General features: G+C 67.2%; 15 protein-coding genes. 10 read left to right on the forward strand and 5 right to left on the reverse strand.

All coding sequences use genetic code 11. The features are described from left to right. Positions 1–4 precede the first annotated feature (4 nt). The 4 genes from E0W60_RS08925 to E0W60_RS08940 form a co-directional block, all read right to left on the reverse strand. Positions 5–742, reverse strand: coding sequence for an ABC transporter ATP-binding protein (locus E0W60_RS08925; protein WP_133095363.1), 738 nt, complete (start codon positions 740–742; stop codon positions 5–7). Next, a complete protein-coding gene (locus E0W60_RS08930; protein ID WP_135703692.1) occupies positions 739–1512 on the reverse strand; it encodes an ABC transporter ATP-binding protein in 774 nt (257 codons plus the stop codon). The genes E0W60_RS08925 and E0W60_RS08930 overlap by 4 nt, the downstream gene beginning before the upstream one ends. A gap of 8 nt (positions 1513–1520) precedes the next feature. Beyond that, positions 1521–2738 carry an ABC transporter substrate-binding protein gene (locus tag E0W60_RS08935; RefSeq protein ID WP_135703693.1) on the reverse strand — a complete coding sequence of 406 codons (1218 nt, stop codon included), beginning with the start codon at positions 2736–2738 and terminating at the stop codon, positions 1521–1523. Positions 2739–2902: 164 nt separating this feature from the next. Beyond that, on the reverse strand, positions 2903–4519 hold the full coding sequence (locus E0W60_RS08940) for an MFS transporter (RefSeq protein WP_135703694.1): 1617 nt from the start codon (positions 4517–4519) through the stop codon (positions 2903–2905). Between the two features lie 450 nt (positions 4520–4969). On the opposite strand from E0W60_RS08940, the gene E0W60_RS08945 reads away from it, so the two are divergent. The 8 genes from E0W60_RS08945 (at position 4970) to E0W60_RS08980 (ending at position 13780) form a co-directional block, all read left to right on the forward strand. After that, positions 4970–5932, forward strand: a complete 963-nt coding sequence (locus tag E0W60_RS08945; RefSeq protein WP_135703695.1) for an amidohydrolase family protein — start codon at positions 4970–4972, stop codon at positions 5930–5932. A 20-nt stretch (positions 5933–5952) separates the two neighbouring features. After that, the gene (locus E0W60_RS08950) at positions 5953–6705 is read left to right on the forward strand and encodes a maleate cis-trans isomerase family protein (protein WP_135703696.1); all 753 of its coding nucleotides are present in this window, start codon (positions 5953–5955) and stop codon (positions 6703–6705) included. A 9-nt stretch (positions 6706–6714) separates the two neighbouring features. After that, entirely contained in the window at positions 6715–7569 is an 855-nt protein-coding gene (locus E0W60_RS08955; protein ID WP_135703697.1) for an alpha/beta fold hydrolase, read from the forward strand. Continuing rightward, positions 7560–8618, forward strand: a complete 1059-nt coding sequence (locus E0W60_RS08960) for a 2,5-dihydroxypyridine 5,6-dioxygenase (protein ID WP_135703698.1) — start codon at positions 7560–7562, stop codon at positions 8616–8618. The genes E0W60_RS08955 and E0W60_RS08960 overlap by 10 nt, the downstream gene beginning before the upstream one ends. Further along, positions 8618–9244: an N-carbamoylsarcosine amidohydrolase gene (locus tag E0W60_RS08965; RefSeq protein ID WP_135704017.1), complete on the forward strand. Its 627-nt coding sequence runs from the start codon at positions 8618–8620 to the stop codon at positions 9242–9244. The genes E0W60_RS08960 and E0W60_RS08965 overlap by 1 nt, the downstream gene beginning before the upstream one ends. 128 nt (positions 9245–9372) lie before the next feature. Continuing rightward, positions 9373–11772 (forward strand): xanthine dehydrogenase family protein molybdopterin-binding subunit, encoded by a 2400-nt coding sequence (locus E0W60_RS08970; RefSeq protein ID WP_135703699.1) that lies wholly within the window; start codon positions 9373–9375, stop codon positions 11770–11772. 3 nt (positions 11773–11775) lie between these two features. Beyond that, positions 11776–12603 carry an FAD binding domain-containing protein gene (locus E0W60_RS08975; RefSeq protein ID WP_135703700.1) on the forward strand — a complete coding sequence of 276 codons (828 nt, stop codon included), beginning with the start codon at positions 11776–11778 and terminating at the stop codon, positions 12601–12603. A 10-nt stretch (positions 12604–12613) separates the two neighbouring features. Next, positions 12614–13780, forward strand: a complete 1167-nt coding sequence (locus E0W60_RS08980; protein WP_135703701.1) for a xanthine dehydrogenase family Fe-S subunit — start codon at positions 12614–12616, stop codon at positions 13778–13780. 52 nt (positions 13781–13832) lie between these two features. Here the strand turns inward: E0W60_RS08980 and E0W60_RS08985 are convergent, their stop codons facing one another. Beyond that, complete coding sequence (locus E0W60_RS08985) at positions 13833–14429, reverse strand: helix-turn-helix domain-containing protein (protein ID WP_133095352.1); 597 nt, start codon at positions 14427–14429, stop codon at positions 13833–13835. A gap of 113 nt (positions 14430–14542) precedes the next feature. On the opposite strand from E0W60_RS08985, the gene kbl reads away from it, so the two are divergent. Together kbl and E0W60_RS08995 are read left to right on the forward strand one after the other, a co-directional pair. Further along, positions 14543–15742, forward strand: coding sequence for a glycine C-acetyltransferase (gene kbl / locus E0W60_RS08990; RefSeq protein WP_135703702.1), 1200 nt, complete (start codon positions 14543–14545; stop codon positions 15740–15742). Next, positions 15742–16698: an L-threonine 3-dehydrogenase gene (locus E0W60_RS08995; protein ID WP_135703703.1), complete on the forward strand. Its 957-nt coding sequence runs from the start codon at positions 15742–15744 to the stop codon at positions 16696–16698. Before kbl ends, E0W60_RS08995 begins: the two co-directional genes overlap by 1 nt. The last annotated feature ends 3 nt before the right edge of the window (positions 16699–16701 follow it).

The following is a 16701-nucleotide window of genomic DNA, read 5'->3' on the forward strand; positions in this document are numbered from 1 at the left end:
CTCCTTACACGCCCAGCAGGGCATTGAGCGCGGGCATCTTCCGTTCCAGTTCTCCGGCACCGAAGGCCTCGACGATGCGGCCGTGCTCCATCACGAAGAAGCGGTCCGCCAGAGGTGCCGCGAAGCGGAAGTTCTGCTCCACCATGACGATGGTGTAGCCGCGGCGGCGCAGCGTGGCGATCATCTTCGCCAGCTTCTGCACGATCACCGGCGCCAGCCCTTCGGAGATCTCGTCGAGCAGCAGTACGCTGGCGCCGGTGCGCAGGATGCGCGCCACCGCCAGCATCTGCTGCTCGCCGCCCGACATGCGCGTGCCCTGGCTCTTGCGCCGCTCATGCAGGTTGGGGAACATTTCGTAGATCTCTGCAACGGACATGGGCTCGCGCAGCCCCGTCGCGCCCGGCCCTGCCTCGAAAGCCGGCGGCAGCATCAGGTTCTCTTCGCACGACAGGCTGGCGAAGATGGCGCGCTCCTCCGGGCAATACCCCAGCCCCAGCGGCGCGATGCGGTGCGTCTTCATGCCGATAGTTTCCTTGCCGAATACGCGTACCGACCCCTTGCGCGTGCCGGCCAGGCCCATGATGGCGCGCAGCGTGGTGGTGCGTCCCGCGCCGTTGCGGCCCAGCAGCGTCACCACTTCGCCCGGCTGGACCGACAGGTCGACGCCGTGCAGGATGTGCGATTCGCCATACCAGGCATGCAGGCCCCGCAGTTCCAGGGCTGGGGTGGCGGTTGCGGTCATGCGGCCTCCTGCTGGTCTTCCGTGGTTCCCATATAGGCTTCCTTCACCTGCGGATTGCGCGAGATCTCGTCATACGTGCCCTCGGCCAGCACGGCGCCGCGCTGCAGCACCGTGATGCGATCGACGATCGACGACACCACGCTCATGTTGTGCTCCACCATCAGCACGGTCCGTCCCGCCGACACGCGCTTGATCAGCGCGGTCACCGTCTCGACGTCCTCATGGCCCATGCCCTGCGTGGGCTCGTCCAGCAGCATCAGCTCGGGATCCGTGGCAAGCGTGGTGGCCAGCTCCAGCGCGCGCTTGCGGCCGTAGGCCAGTTCGGCCGTGCCCAGGTGCGCGAAGCCGGCCAGGCCCACGTCGTCCAGCAGCTCCATGGCGCGCGCATCCAGCTGCGACAGCGAGCGCCTGCCGCGCCAGAAATGCCACGACGTGCCCAGCTTGCGCTGCAGCGCGATGCGCACGTTCTCCAGCACGGTCAGCTGCGGGAACACCGCGGAAATCTGGAACGAACGGATCACGCCCATGCGGGCGATCTGCGCCGGGCGCAGCGCGGTGATGTCGGCACCGTTGAAATGGATGGAGCCCGACGAGGGATCGTGGAACTTGGTCAGCAGGTTGAAGCAGGTGGTCTTCCCGGCGCCATTGGGCCCGATCAGCGCATGGATCGAGCCCCGCCGCACCGACAGGCTGACATGGCTGACGGCGGTAAAGCCCTTGAACGCCTTGGTCAGCCCCTGCGTGCGCAGGATCACGTCTTGCTCAGGCATTGGCGCGCTCACTTCTTGACCAGCGGGCATTCGCTGGCGGAGAGGGGGCGGAAGGCCTCGTCGCCGGGGATCGTGCCGATGTACTTGACCAGGTCCCACGGGCCTTTCGATTCCGCCGGCGTCTTGGCCTGGGCCAGGTACATGTCGTGCACCATGCGGCCATCGATCCGGACCTTGCCATTGCGCACGAAGGCGTCGTTGACGGGCAGCGCGCGCATCTTGTCCGCCACCGCGGGGCCCTCGACGGTCTTGGCGGCTTCCACGGCCTTCAGGTAGTGCAGCACGCCGGAATAGACGCCGATCTGGCCGTGCGTGGGATACGCCTTGTGGCGCTTGTAGTAGCGCTCGACGAAGTCCTTCGACTTCGCGTCGAGGTCGAGCCTGAACGGATCGACATAGGTCAGGCCCTGCGCGGCGGGCAGGCCCAGGCTCTTGATATCGGTGATGAAGGTGGACGGCGTGATGACCGTCTGGCCCGCCTTGATCAGGCCGAACTCGCCGGCGGCCTTGACGCCGTTGATCATGTCATTGCCGGCATTGGCCAGCACCACTACCTTGGCCCTGGACGCCGAGGCCGCGACCACCGGGCTGCTGAAGTCGCTGGCATTGAGCGGATGGCGCGTGCTGCCCACGTTCTTGCCGCCGCCGGCATCCACCGCCTTGCGGAAATCGGCTTCCAGCGACTGGCCAAAGGCGTAGTCCACCGTGATGTAGTACCAGCTGTTGCGGCCCTGGTCGATCAGGCGCCGGACCAGCGGATACGACACCGAGTAAGTGTCCCAGGCCCAGTGGAACCCCGTGGGCGAGCAGTTCTGGTTGGTCAGCGCCATGGCGCCGCCGGTGGAGACGATGTCGATCTTCTGCTTCTGGCGCGCGACTTCCTGCACCGCCAGCGCCGTCGATGAGTTGGGGAAGTCGATCACCATGTCGACGCCGTCGGTATCGAACCATCGACGCGCCAGCGACGAGGCGATATCGGCCTTGTTCTGGTGATCGGCGGACAGCACCGTGACGGGCTTGCCCAGCGCCTTGCCGCCGAACTCCTCGACGGCCATCTGGGCGGCGACGACCGAGCCCTTGCCGGACAGGTCGGCATAGGAGCCGGACATATCGGTGATGACGCCGATCTTCACGCCGCTGGCGTCGGCCAGGGCGGGCGTGGCCTGCGCCAGGCCGAGCAGGGCGGATGACGCGGCAAGGGTGCGGAGGATGCGAGAGGTGGACATGGGGGCTCCAGGTTGTCTGCGCGAAGGGATGGAAGTTGGCGACGGCTGCATTCGCCCGACGCGGGCGCCATCGCCATGCTCGCTCGGGAAACAAGTCAGCATGCTGAATATGTGCCGATGAAAAGGGCGGATTTCTCCGCCCTGCAATTGCGCCGGGAAGCAGCTCAGGTGGACAGGTCACGGCCTCGCGTCTCTGGCACGAACACCATGCCGATGACGAAGGCGAGTCCGGCGATGACCACCGGATACCACAGGCCAAAGTACACGTCGCCGCTGGACACGTTCATCGCCGTGACCACGAACGACAGCATGCCGCCGACCCAGCCCGCACCAAGGTGGAAGGGCAGCGACAGCGAGGTGTAGCGCACCCTGGCCGGGAACAGCTCGACCATGAAGGCGGCCATCGGACCATAGACCATGGCCAGGAACAGGATCGGCACCAGCAGCAGCATGAACACCATCGGCGTATTCATGCTGGCGGGATCGGCGCGCTCCGGCCAGCCGGCCTCGATCAGCGCGCCCTTGATGCCGGCGCGGTCGAAGCCCTGCAGCGTGCGCTCGCCGATCCGCACTTCCGCCTGTGCCGGATCGCTGGCAGGCACGAAGGTGTAGCCCACGCCCAGGTCGGTCAGGTAGCCGCGGATCTTGTCGCAGGCCGACACCGGCTCGCCGAACAGGCGCGCCTTGCAGTCGCCGGCGGTCACCTGCACCGTGCCTTGCCGCTGGAACTGCTCCAGCGCCGGATTGGCGTAGTGAGTCAGTCCCTTGAACACCGGCTGGGTGCACAGCGCAGCCAGCAGGCATGCCGCCATCATGATGTACTTGCGGCCGATGCGGTCCGACAGCCAGCCGAAGAACAGGTAGCAGGGCGTGGCCACCACCAGTGCGATCGCGATCAGCTTGTGCACGGTTTCGATGGGCACGTGCAGCGTCTTGTTGAGGAAGAACATGCTGTAGAAGTGGCCGGTGCCGAAGATCGCGCCGAGCCCGGCGGCTACCACGAACAGCAGCAGCACCGACTTCAGGTTCTGCCACTGTGTGAAACTTTCGCGGATCGGTGACTTCGAGGTGGCGTTGCCCGCCTTCATGCGCGCGAACACAGGCGATTCATGCAGCTTGCCGCGGATATAGACCGAGATCACCAGCATCACCAGCGACACGATAAACGGGATACGCCAGCCCCATGCGCGGAACTCCGCCTCGGTCAGGAAGGTCTTGAGCAGGTAGACCACGAAAAGCGAGGACAGCAGCCCCAGCGTGGCGGTGGTCTGCAGCGAGCTGGTGTAGAGGCCCCGCTTGCTTGTTGGCGAGTGCTCGGCGACGTAGGTGACCGCTCCGCCCACTTCCCCGCCAAGCGCCAGGCCCTGCAGCAAGCGCAGCAGTACCAGCAGCACCGTGGCAGTGATGCCGATCTGCCCGTACGTCGGCAGCACGCCCACGCCCACCGTGGCCACGCCCATCAGCAGGATGGTGACCAGGAAGGTGTACTTGCGGCCGATCAGGTCGCCCAGGCGGCCGAACAGCAGCGCCCCCACCGGCCGGATCAGGAAGCCGGCGCCGAAGGTGGCCAGGCTGGCCAGGAAGGCGGCCGTTTCATTGCCCGGCGGAAAGAACAGTGCGCCGAAGTACACCGCCAGCGCCGCGTAGATGTAAAAGTCGTACCACTCCATCAGGGCGCCGAAGGATGAGGCAAGGATGACCTTGCGTTCTTCGGCGGTCATGCCGGAGGCGGGGGCGCGCGTTTCGGCGCGTGTTTTGGCGCGGGTCAGGCTGATCGTCATGGCGGGGGCTCCTTGGTCAGGCCGTTGTCTCTATTGTTTGTTTGCTTCCCGGAGGTGCCGGCGCCGGTGGTGAGGGTCATCCATGACCCGCCAATGTGCAGCGCCGCATCCTGCCGGTGCATCAGTCAGTATGCTGATGAGATACGCAGTATGCTGAGCAAAATGCGGGCCAACACCGGCGCCGCGTGGTGTCTAGCGAAGGCGCCGGAAAGCCCGAATTAAATGGCTATTTCATATTGTCAGCATACTGAGCATCTGGAATCAGTGTACTGAGCGCCCCCGGCCATCGTTATAGGTGTTAACCCTCCGCGCGGCGTCTGGACTTTTGAAAATCCGCTGACTAGAATCCGAAACTAATCAGTGTACTGAGCAATTAACGAAGCAACGCGTTTGCGCACGCGGGACAAGCTCGGCACGCAGCGATTCCACTCATCAGGAGCCCCCACCAGCATGACCAACGTGAAGAAGATCGCCCTGGAAGAGCATTTCATGACCCCCGGCTTCCAGGCTTATTCCAAAGGGTTCACACAGCATATCGATCCGGCGGTGTTCGCCGGGCTTGGCCGCCGCCTTGCCGATTTCGACGAGGAGCGGCTTGCCGAGATGGACCGGTGCGGCATCGACATCACCGTGCTGTCGCAAACCGGACCCGGCGTGCAGGGCGAAGCCGATACCGGACTGGCGCTGGCACGGGCGCGCGAAAGCAATGACTTCCTGGCGGCGCAGATCGCCCGCCATCCGACGCGCTATGCCGGCTTTGCCGCGCTGCCGATGCAGGATCCCGGACAGGCAGCGGCCGAGCTGGAGCGCGCCGTGCTGCAGCTCGGCTTCAAGGGCTCGCTGGTGAACGGCCATACGCATGGCCGCTATTACGACGACCCGGCGTATGACGCGTTCTGGGAACGCATGCAGGCGCTGGACGTGCCGATGTACCTGCATCCGACCGATGCCTTCGTGTCGCCGCAAGTGCTCGCCGGCCATCCGGAGCTGGCCGGGGCCGCGTGGGGGTGGGGTGTGGAAACCGCCTCGCACGCGCTGCGGCTGTTGTTCAGCGGCGTGTTCGACCGGTTCCCGCGCCTCAAGCTGATCCTCGGCCATATGGGCGAGGGCCTGCCTTACCAGCGCTGGCGTTTCGACAGCCGCTTCGCGGTCTATTCACACGGCGTCAAGCTGGAGCGCGCGCCGTCCGAGTACATCGGCCGCAATATCGTCATCACCACCTCGGGTGTGTGCTCGCACGGCGCGCTGATGGGCGCCATCGCCGAACTGGGACCCGAGGCGGTGATGTTCTCGGTCGACTATCCCTATGAATCCACCGAAGTGGCTGCGCGGTTCATCGACAGCGCGCCGCTCGACGGCACCACGCGCGCACTGGTCTGCCACGGCAACGCGCAACGCCTGCTCAAGCTCTGATCGCACAACCTGGAAACCCCATGCAAAAAGTCTTTCGTATCGGCCAGATCGTCCCCAGCTCGAACACGACGATGGAAGCCGAAATCCCCGCCATGCTGATGGCGCGCCAGCAGATCCGCCCGGAACGCTTCACCTTCCATTCAAGCCGCATGCGGATGAAGAAGGTGGTCAAGGAAGAACTGGCGGCAATGGATGCCGAATCCGACCGCTGCGCGGTGGAACTGAGCGATGCCCGCGTTGACGTGCTCGGCTACGCCTGCCTGGTCGCGATCATGGCGATGGGCCGTGGCTACCACCGGCAATCCGAACAGCGACTGAAGGCACATACCACCGCGAACGGCGGCGACGCGCCAGTCATCACCAGTGCCGGCGCGCTGGTGGATGCGCTGAAGGTGATGGGCGCGAAGCGCATTGCGGTGGTCGCGCCCTACATGAAGCCGCTGACCGAACTGGTCGTGGACTACATCCGCAACGAGGGTTATGAAGTCGTGGACTATCGCGCGCTGGAAATCCCCGACAACCTGGAAGTCGCCCGGCACGATCCCGCGCGGCTGCCGGGCATCGTCGCGCAGATGAACGCGCGGGATGCCGACGTGATCGTGCTGTCTGCCTGCGTGCAGATGCCGTCGCTGCCGGCCGTGGCGAAGGTCGAGGCGATGACCGGCAAGCCGGTGCTGACCGCCGCCATTGCCACCACCTACGCGATGCTGCGTGCGCTCGACCTCGAGCCGGTCGTGCCGGGCGCGGGTGCGCTGCTGTCCGGCGCATACTGAGGAGCGGCCATGAGTACCTTCCAGTACGGAGGCCAGGTTCATGCCAATGGCATCCGCCAGCATTACCTGCGCTACGGCGGCAATGAGGGCGGGCGTGCCGAGCACGACGCGGTCGTTATCGTGCCGGGGATCACCAGCCCCGCGATCACGTGGGGCTTTGTCGGCGAGCAGTTCGGCACGCGCTTTGACACCTACATCCTCGACGTGCGCGGCCGCGGGCTGTCGTCGGCGGAGCCGGGGCTCGACTATGGCCTCGATGCGCAGGCGCGCGACGTCGTCGCCTTTGCCGAAGCGCTGGGCCTGCGACGCTACAGCGTGGTCGGCCATTCGATGGGCGCTCGGATCGGCCTGCGTGCCGCGGCGGGAAAGCCGCACGGGCTGGCGCGGCTGGTGATGGTCGACCCGCCTGTCTCGGGCCCCGGGCGTCGCCCATATCCTTCGCAACTGCCGTGGTACGTCGATTCGATCCGGCTGTCCCGGGAAGGCACCGATCTGGAAGGCATGCGCCGCTTCTGCCCGACCTGGACCGACGCGCAACTGCGCCTGCGCGCCGAATGGCTGCACACCTGCAACGCAGACGCGGTGGTGCGCAGCTTCGAGGACTTCCACCGTGACGACATCCACGCCGACATGCCGCGGGTCGGGGTGCCCACGCTGTTGATGACCGCGGGCCGTGGCGACGTGGTGCGGCCCGAAGACGTCGCGGAAATCCGCACCCTGCTGCCCGGCGTGCTGGTGAGCCACGTCGCCAATGCCGGCCACATGATCCCGTGGGACGACGAAGCGGGCTTTTACGCGGCGCTAGATGATTTTCTCGGCGCGCCGCTGGCGCAATCAGCGAGCAAGGAGCCGACATGCCGGTAAGTGACCACCAGATGATCGAGGCCTGGCGCAAGGTGCTGCGGCTGTCCCGGCTGGAGCCGGGACAGACCGTCACCATCCTGACCAGCGCCGCCACCTACCCGCAGACGCTGTCCACGGCGCTTACCGCCACGCAGTCGATGGGCGCCATCGTCAACCGGCTTGACTTGCCGCCCGTCAACGGCGAAAAGGCGCTGAGCCGCGATGCGCTCGCCTACCTCGGCACCACGCCTTTGACCGGCAACCCGGCCGCCATCGCCGCGCTGAAGGCGAGCGACCTGGTGCTGGACCTGATGACGCTGCTGTTCTCGCCCGAGCAGCACGAGATCCTGCAGGGCGGCACCAAAATCCTGCTGGCCGTCGAGCCGCCCGAGGTGCTGGCCCGCATGGTGCCCTGCGAGGCCGATCGCGAACGGGTGAAGGCGGCCTCGCAGCGGCTGGCAAGCGCGCAGGAAATGCACGTCGTCTCGCCCGCCGGCACCGACCTGCGCTGCCCGCTGGGTGAATTCCCTGCCATCAGCGAGTACGGCTTTGTCGACGAGCCCGGACGCTGGGACCATTGGCCCAGCGGCTTCGCGCTCACCTGGCCGAACGAAGGCGCCGCCCACGGCACCATCGTGCTGGACAAAGGCGACATCCTGCTGCCGCAGAAGACCTACGTCACCGAACCGATCCGCCTGACGGTCGAAGCGGGCTTTGCGACGCGCATCGAAGGCGGGCTCCATGCCGAGCTGCTGAGCGAGTACATGGCGTCGTTCAATGACCCGGAAGCGTACGCGATCTCGCATATCGGCTGGGGGCTGCAGCCGCGCGCGCACTGGTCGACGCTGGGCCTCTACGACCGCGAGGCCACCATCGGCATGGATGCGCGCGCGTTCGAGGGCAACTTCCTGTTCTCGCTCGGCCCGAACAACGAGGCCGGCGGCCATCGCACCACGGCCTGCCATATCGACATCCCGGTGCGGCGCTGCACCGTGCGCCTGGACGGCGTCGACGTGGTGACGGCGGGCAAGGTGACCGACGGTTTCCGCTACCCGGAGGACAAGTCGTGATGCACAAGGAAATCGGCGCGTACCAGCGCCAGGGCTTCGGCAATGCGCTGGAGATGGATGGGCCCTTCGGGCTGCTGATCGTGGACTTCGTCAATGGCTTTGCCGATCCGGCGGTCTTCGGCGGCGGCAATATCCGCGACGCCATCGCCAGCACCGTGCCGCTGCTCGCGGTGGCGCGGCGCGAAGGCTGGCCGGTCGCGCACAGCCGCATCGTCTATGCCGACGATGGTGCCGACCACAACGTCTTCTCGATGAAGGTGCCGAACATGCTGACGCTGAAGGAGCGTGCCTTCAACAGCGCCATCGTGGCGGAACTGGCGCCGCAGCCGGGCGAACTGGTGGTGCGCAAGACTGTGCCGTCGGCGTTCTTCGGCACGTCGCTGGCGGCGTGGCTGACGCAGCGCGGCGTGCGCACGCTGGTGGTGGCCGGCGCCGTGACCAGCGGGTGCGTGCGCGCCAGCGTGGTCGATGCGATGCAGTACGGCTTCCGCCCGCTCGTGCTGTCCGACTGCGTGGGCGACCGCGCGCTGGGGCCGCATGAGGCCAACCTGTTCGACATGGCGCAGAAGTACGCAACCGTCGCCACGCGTGCCGAGGGGCTTGCCGCCATCGGCGTGCGGGAATAGCCGCCTGAATGGCGCTGGGCGGCCGCCGGGATGCGGTAAAGCCGCAATTGACAGGGCCGCCCGCATTTCCATAGGATTTTGGTCAGTATGCTGAATAAACCACGCTTATCATCGGAACGGACAGGGCAATGACATCGTCGATGGAACCGGATTACCCGGAAAGCCCGCGCGGCCAGGGGGTCGGCGCCCGCGTGGCGCGCAAGGAGGACGCGCGGCACCTGCACGGCAAGGGCCGCTTCGTCGCGGATATCGCCATGCCGGACCTGCAGGAAGTGGCGTTCCTGCGCAGCCCGGTGGCGCACGCCCGGCTGCTGTCGGTGACCAAGCCGTCCAATCACGCCGCCGCGGTGATCGTGCGTGAAGACATGGCGGCGGCCAGCGACATCGTTGCCGACTCGGCCTTTCCGTCCTACCAGCCCTCGGCGCAGCCACCGCTGGCCAGCGGCAAGGTGCGCTTCGTCGGCGAGCCGGTGGCGATGGCGTTCGCACCTACGCGCGCCGAGGCCGAAGACATTGCCGAGCAGGTTGCCGTGTCGTTCGACGAACTGCCCGCGCTGGCCGACGTGACCCAGGCGCGCCAGCTCGCCGGCGAGGTGCGCGTGCACGAGCACTGGCGCGACAACACCTTCCTGACGCTGACCGCCGACAAGAACTTCGAGGCGCGCCAGCACGAGGCCACGGTCGTGGTGCGCCGCAAGATCGACCTGGCGCGCCAGTGCATGGTGCCGATGGAAGGCAAGGCGGTGCTGGCCTACTGGGACCACCAGTTCGACCAGTTGGTGGTCTATAGCGCGACGCAGGTGCCGCACATGATCCGCACGATCCTGGCGCATTGCCTGGGACTGGAGCAGGAGCGCGTGCGGGTGATCTCGCCCGACGTGGGCGGCGCCTTCGGCTACAAGTGCGTGCTGCAGCAGGAAGAGCTGTGCGTCGCGTGGCTGGCGCTGACGTACAAGCGCCCGTTCCGCTTTATCGAGGACCGGCGCGAGCACCTGACCGCCGGCGCGAACTCGCGCGAGCATCACTACGACCTGACCGCGTATGCCGATGCGCGCGGCCGCCTGCTGGCCCTCGATGCGAAGATCGTGATCGATGGCGGCGCCTATTCGGTGTGGCCGTTCACCATCGGGCTGGAGCCCGGGCAGGCGATTGGCAACCTGCCGGGACCGTACGCCTTTGACGGCTACCGTTGCGAGACCACTTGCGTGGCGACGAACAAGCCGGGCTTCGTGCCCTATCGCGGCGTGGCGCGCACCGGCGTCTGCTTTGCGATGGAACTGATGATCGACGCCATCGCCCGCGAAGTGGGACGCGAACCGTGGGAGGTGCGCTGCGAAAACCTGGTGCCGCCCGAAGCGATGCCTTATGTCAACGTCACCAACAAGCATTTCGACGGCGGCGATTACCCGGCCAACGTACGCAAGGCCATGGAGATGATCGGCCTGACCGCGATCCGCGCGCGCCAGCAGGCGGGGCCGCGGGGCAGCACCTATGTCGGCGTGGGTTTCGGCACCTACACCGAGCAATCGGCGCACGGCACCTCGGTGTTTGCCGCGTGGGGCACGCCGGTGATCCCGGGCTTCGATTCGGCGACGGTACGCATCACGCCGGACGGCGGGCTGGAGGTGCGCGTGGGCGTGCATTCGCACGGGCAGGGCATGGAGACCACCTTCGCGCAGATCGCCAACGAGATCCTTGGCATCGATATCGCGCGGATCAAGGTGGTGCACGGCGATACCGGCCTGACGCCATTCTCGACGGGCACATATGCGTCGCGCTCGCTGGTGATGTCGGGCGGTGCGGTGTCGCGCGCATGCAAGGCGCTGCTGCCCCGCCTGCTGAAGATCGGCGCGCACATGCTCGGCCAGCCGCAGGATGCCGTGGCGTTCCGTGATGGCGCCGTGGCGTCCGGGAACGCGGGCACCGCAGCCGATATCGCGCGCATCGCCAACGCCTGGTACATCAACCCGCATTTGCTGCCGCCGGACGTCGACGCACAAGGTCTTGAAGTGACGATGGGCTTCAAGCCGGCCGTCGACACCGGCAGCTTCACCTACGCCACGCATGCCGTGGCAGTGGAAGTCGATATTGATTCCGGCCATGTCGGGATCCTCGACTACGTCGTGGTGGAGGACTGCGGCACCATGATCAACCCGATGGTGGTGGAAGGGCAGACCTACGGCGGCGTGGCGCAGGGCATCGGCACCGCGATGTTCGAAGCCATGCACTACGACGGCAACGGCCAGCCGCTGGCATCGACGCTGGCCGACTACATGCTGCCGGGGCCGACCGAGATTCCGTCGATCCGCATCCATCATTTCGAGACGCCGTCGCCGCATACGGAGTTCGGCGCCAAGGGCATGGGCGAGGGCGGGGCGATCGCGCCGCCGGCGGCCATCTTCAATGCCGTCAACGACGCGCTGCGCGATTTCGGCGTTGAACTGAAGGAGACGCCGCTGACGCCGCGCAAGATCCTGGAAGCGCTGGAAGCGGCCGAGGCCGATGCGCATAACCGGAAGGCAGCCTGACCGATGAAAGCCGTTGCATTCTCCTACCACGCACCCGGCTCGCTGCCGGAGGCGCTGTCCCGGCTGCGCGCGGGCACCGATGTATCCAAGGCCATGGGCGGCGGGCAATCGCTCGGGCCGATGCTGAACCTGCGCCTGACCCGGCCCGATACGGTGGTCGACGTGTCGGCGCTGCGCGAACTCCGCGACGTGACCGCAACCGCCGACGGCATCCGCATCGGCGCCTGCGTGACCCACGCGCAGATCGAGGACGGCGTGTTCGAGCCGCTGCGCGGCACCATGCTGCAGGCCGTTGCCGGCGGCATCGCCTATCGGGCGATCCGCAACCGCGGCACCGTTGGCGGCAGCCTCGCGCATGCGGACCCTGCGGCCGACTGGGTCGTGGCCATGACCGCGCTGGGCGCTCATATCGAGATCGCGTCCGCCGCCGGCACGCGCGCAGTGCCGATGGAGTCGTTCATGCTCGGCGCCTACACCACGGTGCTGGCCGACGGCGAACTGATCGCCGCGGTGCGGGTGCCGCCGAAGACCGCGCACACCCGCTGGGGCTACCAGAAGCTGTGCCGCAAGACCGGCGAATTCGCCGAGGCCAGCTGCGCCGCGTACTTCGACGCCAGCCGCCGCTTTGCCCGCGTCGTGCTCGGCGCGCTGGACGGCCCGCCCATGGTGCTGCCCGGCCTGACGCGCGCCGTTGCGGCGCAGGGCGCGGCCGCCCTGACGGCTGACGCCGTGGCCGAAGCCGTCGCGCAAGCCGCGCCGGGCAAGGACGCCATCGACCGCAAGCTGTACCGAACCGTCGTGACGCGCTGCGTCGCGCAACTGCTGAACTGAGGAGCACCCCGTGCAGACCATCGAATTCACCGTCAACGGCCGCCGGGTGTCCGGCGCGTGCGCGGACCGGACGCACCTGGGCGACTACCTGCGCGACACGCATCGTCTGACCGGCACGCACCTTGGCTGCGAGCATGGCGTGTGCGGCGCCTGCACCGTGCTGGTGGATGGCAAGCCGGTGCGCTCGTGCATCACCTTTGCCGCCGCCTGCCAGGGCGCCGACATCGTCACGGTGGAGGGCTACGAGGACGACGCGGTCATGGCCGACCTGCGCGCCGCCTTCAACCGGCACCACGCCCTGCAATGCGGCTACTGCACGCCCGGCATGCTGGCCACCGCACGCGATATCGTGCTGCGCCTGCCCGATGCCGACGAAGCCACCATCCGGCATGAGTTGTCGGGCAACCTGTGCCGCTGCACCGGCTATATGGGCATCGTCGCCGCGATCCGTTCGGTGCTGGACGCGCGCCGCGCGGCCGCCGGCGTGATCGCGCGGCATGCCGGCGCGGCCGCCGCACCGCTGGCGTTTGCGGGCTTCACGGTCGCGGACGAGGCGCTCGGCACGCAGCCGCACCTGGCTGCGGCGGGCAGCGCCGAGCCCGAGCGCTCGGCCGACCGCAAGGGCTGGTCGCGCATCGAAGGCGGCTTTAACGTGCCCTATGCGCTGGACGAGGTATGGACCTTCATGGCGGATTTGCCGGCCGTGGCCGGCTGCCTGCCCGGCGCGGTGCTGACGGAAGTGGCCGGGGAGAAGGTAAGGGGCCATATCGCGATCAAGTTCGGCCCTATGTCGGCAAGGTTCGAGGGGGCCGCGCGCCTGCAGCGCGATGATGCGAACAAGCGCGGCGTGCTGAAGGGTGCGGGACAGGACTCGCTCAGCAATTCCAAGGCCGCGGGCGATATCGCTTACCAGCTCAGGGCCTTGTCCGCCGGCGGGACCGAAGTCGCGGTCGATCTGCAGTATTCGCTGCAAGGGCCGCTGGCCCAGTTCTCGCGCTCGGGGCTGGTGCGGGACTTCGTGCGGCGGATGATCGCCGACTTCGGCAAATCGGTATCGCGCAGGATGGACCCGACGCTCTCCGACGCCGAACGGAACCAGGCCGTGCGCCTGAATCCGGTGGCAGTGTTCTTCGGCGTACTGTGGGAGCGTGTGAAGCGCTTGTTCGGCGCCCGCTGAACAACGCTGGCCGGGTTGGGGGAAGGTAGGGGCGTGGCCTCCCTTGCCCGCCTTACCCCGGATGCACTACAACCAGTAGTGCGGTGGCAGTGGTCTTGCCGCCATTGGAGATCGCATGTGCGACATCAGCCGCATAGCGCGCGGTCTCGCCGTGCCGCAGCTTCTTCTCGTCGGCGCCGGCGCGCACCGTCATCGACCCGCCCAATACCGTCAGGTGTTCCTGCGTGCCGGCCTCGTGCGGCTCGGAGGCCAGCACGCCGCCGGCCTGGATGGTCAGTTCATACCACTCGAAGCGCCCGGCCAGTTCGATCGGGCCAAGGATGCGCAGGTCGCAGCGGGTATCGGGGCTTTTCAGCGACGGGATCGCGTGCGGCTGCAGCACGGTGATACCGGCGCCGGGACGCTCGGCGGCGCCGCCAGCGAGGAAGTCGGCCAGGCTCACGCCCAGCGCATTGGCCAGCCGCCACAGCACCGCAACGGTCGGGTTGGCCAGGTTGCGTTCGATCTGCGACAGCATCGACTTGGATACGCCGGCGCGGCGGGACAGTTCGTCGAGCGACAGCCGCTGCTGCTGGCGCAATGCCTGCAGCGCCAGGCCGACTGCCGGCGGGCCTTCGGCTTGCGGAGTCTGGACCGGGGCTTGCGTCATGGATGAATGTTCGTTATATTGCGCAAAATGTTCGATATACAGAACACGTTCGATTTATCGATCGAATCGTAGCATATCCCCAGCACACCACTGCACCTCACCGGGAGCCAGCCATGTCGAATGCCGAGGCATTCTACGCATCCATCCGCACCGAACTCGACGCGATCCGCGAGGCCGGGCTGTTCAAGCAGGAGCGCGTGATCGCCACGCCGCAGGGCGCGCGGGTGCGCACCACCGACGGCCGCGAGGTGATCAATTTGTGCGCCAACAACTACCTTGGGTTGTCGTCGCACCCTCGCGTGATCGAGGCCGCGCACGAGGCGCTGCGCACGCATGGCTTCGGGCTGAGTTCGGTGCGCTTTATCTGCGGCACGCAAGACCTGCACAAGACGCTGGAAGCGCGGCTGTCGGCGTTCCTGGGCACCGAGGACACCATCCTTTATGGTTCGGCGTTCGATGCCAACGGCGGGCTGTTCGAGACGCTGCTGGGAGCCGAGGATGCAGTCATCAGCGATGCGCTCAACCATGCCTCGATCATCGACGGCATCCGCCTGAGCAAGGCGCGCCGCTACCGCTACCAGCACAACGACCTCGACGACCTGCGCGTGCAGCTGGCGCAGGCGCGCGCGGACGGCGCGCGCTTCGTGCTGGTATTTACCGACGGCGCGTTTTCGATGGACGGCACCATCGCGCGGCTGGACGAGATGCGCGCGATCTGCGACGAGCATGGCGCGCTGCTTGGCATCGACGAATGCCACGCCACTGGCTTCCTGGGCGCGCGCGGGCGCGGCACGCATGAGTTGCGCGGCGTGTTCGGCAAGATCGACATCATCACCGGCACGCTGGGCAAGGCGCTGGGCGGCGCGTCCGGCGGCTTTACCAGCGCGCGCCAGGAAGTGGTGGCGCTGCTGCGCCAGCGCTCGCGGCCGTACCTGTTCTCCAATACCGTGGCGCCGGCCATCGTCGGGGCATCGATCGCGGTGCTCGATATCCTGGAAGGCAGCACCGAGCTGCGCGACCGGCTGGAGCGCAACACGAAGTTCTTCCGCGCGGGGCTGGACAAGCTGGGCTTCGACGTCAAGGCGGGCGAGCATCCCATCATTCCGATCATGGTCTACGACGCGGAGAAGGCGCAGCAGCTCGCGCAGCGGCTGCTGGAACTGGGCGTGTACGTGGTGGGCTTCTTCTACCCCGTGGTGCCCAAGGGCCAGGCCCGCATCCGCGTGCAGATGAGCGCGCTGCATGACGAGGCCGCGCTGCAGGCGGCGCTGGATGCGTTCGGCGCGGCCGGCCGCGAACTGGGGCTGATCTGATGGCCGACAGCACTCCCAGGATCCTGATCGTCGGCGCCAACGGCCAGATCGGCTCCGAGCTGGCACTGGCGCTGGCCGAGCGCTACGGCCGTACCAGCGTCATCACCTCCGACGTAGTGCCGACCGGCCGCCACGTGCACATCACGCACGAGATGCTCAACGCCACCGACCGCGGCGAACTCGCGACCGTGGTCGAGCGCCATGGCATCACGCAGGTCTACCTGCTGGCGGCGGCGCTGTCGGCCACCGGCGAAAAGGCGCCGCAGTGGGCATGGAACCTGAACATGACGAGCCTGCTCAACGTGCTGGAGCTGGCGCGGCAGACCGGGCTGGAGCGCGTGTTCTGGCCCAGCTCGATCGCTGCGTTCGGACCGACCACGCCAGCCGTGGATACGCCGCAGAAGACCGTGATGGAGCCGACCACCGTCTATGGCATTTCCAAGCAGGCGGGCGAGGGCTGGTGCCGCTGGTACCACGCCAACCACGGCGTCGACGTGCGCAGCGTGCGCTATCCGGGACTGATCTCGCACAAGACGCCGCCGGGCGGCGGCACCACGGACTATGCGGTCGACATCTTCCATGCAGCCGTGAAGGGCGAGCCCTACACGTGCTTCCTGAAGGAAGACGAGGCCCTGCCGATGATGTACATGCCCGACGCGCTGCGCGCGACCATCGAACTAATGGAGGCGCCGGCGGAACGGCTGGGCGAGCGCGGCAGCTACAACATCGCCGGCACCACCTTCACGCCCGCGCAGATCGCCGCGGCGATCCGCAAGCATGTGCCGGACTTCGAGATCCGCTACGAACCCGACTACCGCCAGGCGATCGCGCAAGGCTGGCCGGATTCGATCGACGATTCGGTGGCGCGCGCTGACTGGGGGTGGAAGGCGCAGTACGGCCTGGAGGAAATGGTCGCGGACATGCTGGCCAACCTGAGGACGGCGCTGGCCGCCTGAGCG

The organism is Cupriavidus oxalaticus, assembly GCF_004768545.1.
Lineage (GTDB): Bacteria > Pseudomonadota > Gammaproteobacteria > Burkholderiales > Burkholderiaceae > Cupriavidus > Cupriavidus oxalaticus_A.

What these genes read in the sequence shown, in the direction of transcription:
- E0W60_RS08970 (WP_135703699.1), top strand. Translation starts at nt 9,373, where the DNA reads ATGACATCGTCGATGGAACCGGATTACCCGGAAAGCCCGCGCGGCCAG.
- E0W60_RS08995 (WP_135703703.1), top strand. Translation starts at nt 15,742, where the DNA reads ATGGCCGACAGCACTCCCAGGATCCTGATCGTCGGCGCCAACGGCCAG.
- E0W60_RS08985 (WP_133095352.1), bottom strand. Translation starts at nt 14,429, where the DNA reads ATGACGCAAGCCCCGGTCCAGACTCCGCAAGCCGAAGGCCCGCCGGCA.
- E0W60_RS08950 (WP_135703696.1), top strand. Translation starts at nt 5,953, where the DNA reads ATGCAAAAAGTCTTTCGTATCGGCCAGATCGTCCCCAGCTCGAACACG.
- kbl (WP_135703702.1), top strand. Translation starts at nt 14,543, where the DNA reads ATGTCGAATGCCGAGGCATTCTACGCATCCATCCGCACCGAACTCGAC.
- E0W60_RS08965 (WP_135704017.1), top strand. Translation starts at nt 8,618, where the DNA reads ATGCACAAGGAAATCGGCGCGTACCAGCGCCAGGGCTTCGGCAATGCG.
- E0W60_RS08935 (WP_135703693.1), bottom strand. Translation starts at nt 2,738, where the DNA reads ATGTCCACCTCTCGCATCCTCCGCACCCTTGCCGCGTCATCCGCCCTG.
- E0W60_RS08930 (WP_135703692.1), bottom strand. Translation starts at nt 1,512, where the DNA reads ATGCCTGAGCAAGACGTGATCCTGCGCACGCAGGGGCTGACCAAGGCG.
- E0W60_RS08945 (WP_135703695.1), top strand. Translation starts at nt 4,970, where the DNA reads ATGACCAACGTGAAGAAGATCGCCCTGGAAGAGCATTTCATGACCCCC.
- E0W60_RS08955 (WP_135703697.1), top strand. Translation starts at nt 6,715, where the DNA reads ATGAGTACCTTCCAGTACGGAGGCCAGGTTCATGCCAATGGCATCCGC.
- E0W60_RS08940 (WP_135703694.1), bottom strand. Translation starts at nt 4,519, where the DNA reads ATGACGATCAGCCTGACCCGCGCCAAAACACGCGCCGAAACGCGCGCC.
- E0W60_RS08975 (WP_135703700.1), top strand. Translation starts at nt 11,776, where the DNA reads ATGAAAGCCGTTGCATTCTCCTACCACGCACCCGGCTCGCTGCCGGAG.
- E0W60_RS08960 (WP_135703698.1), top strand. Translation starts at nt 7,560, where the DNA reads ATGCCGGTAAGTGACCACCAGATGATCGAGGCCTGGCGCAAGGTGCTG.
- E0W60_RS08925 (WP_133095363.1), bottom strand. Translation starts at nt 742, where the DNA reads ATGACCGCAACCGCCACCCCAGCCCTGGAACTGCGGGGCCTGCATGCC.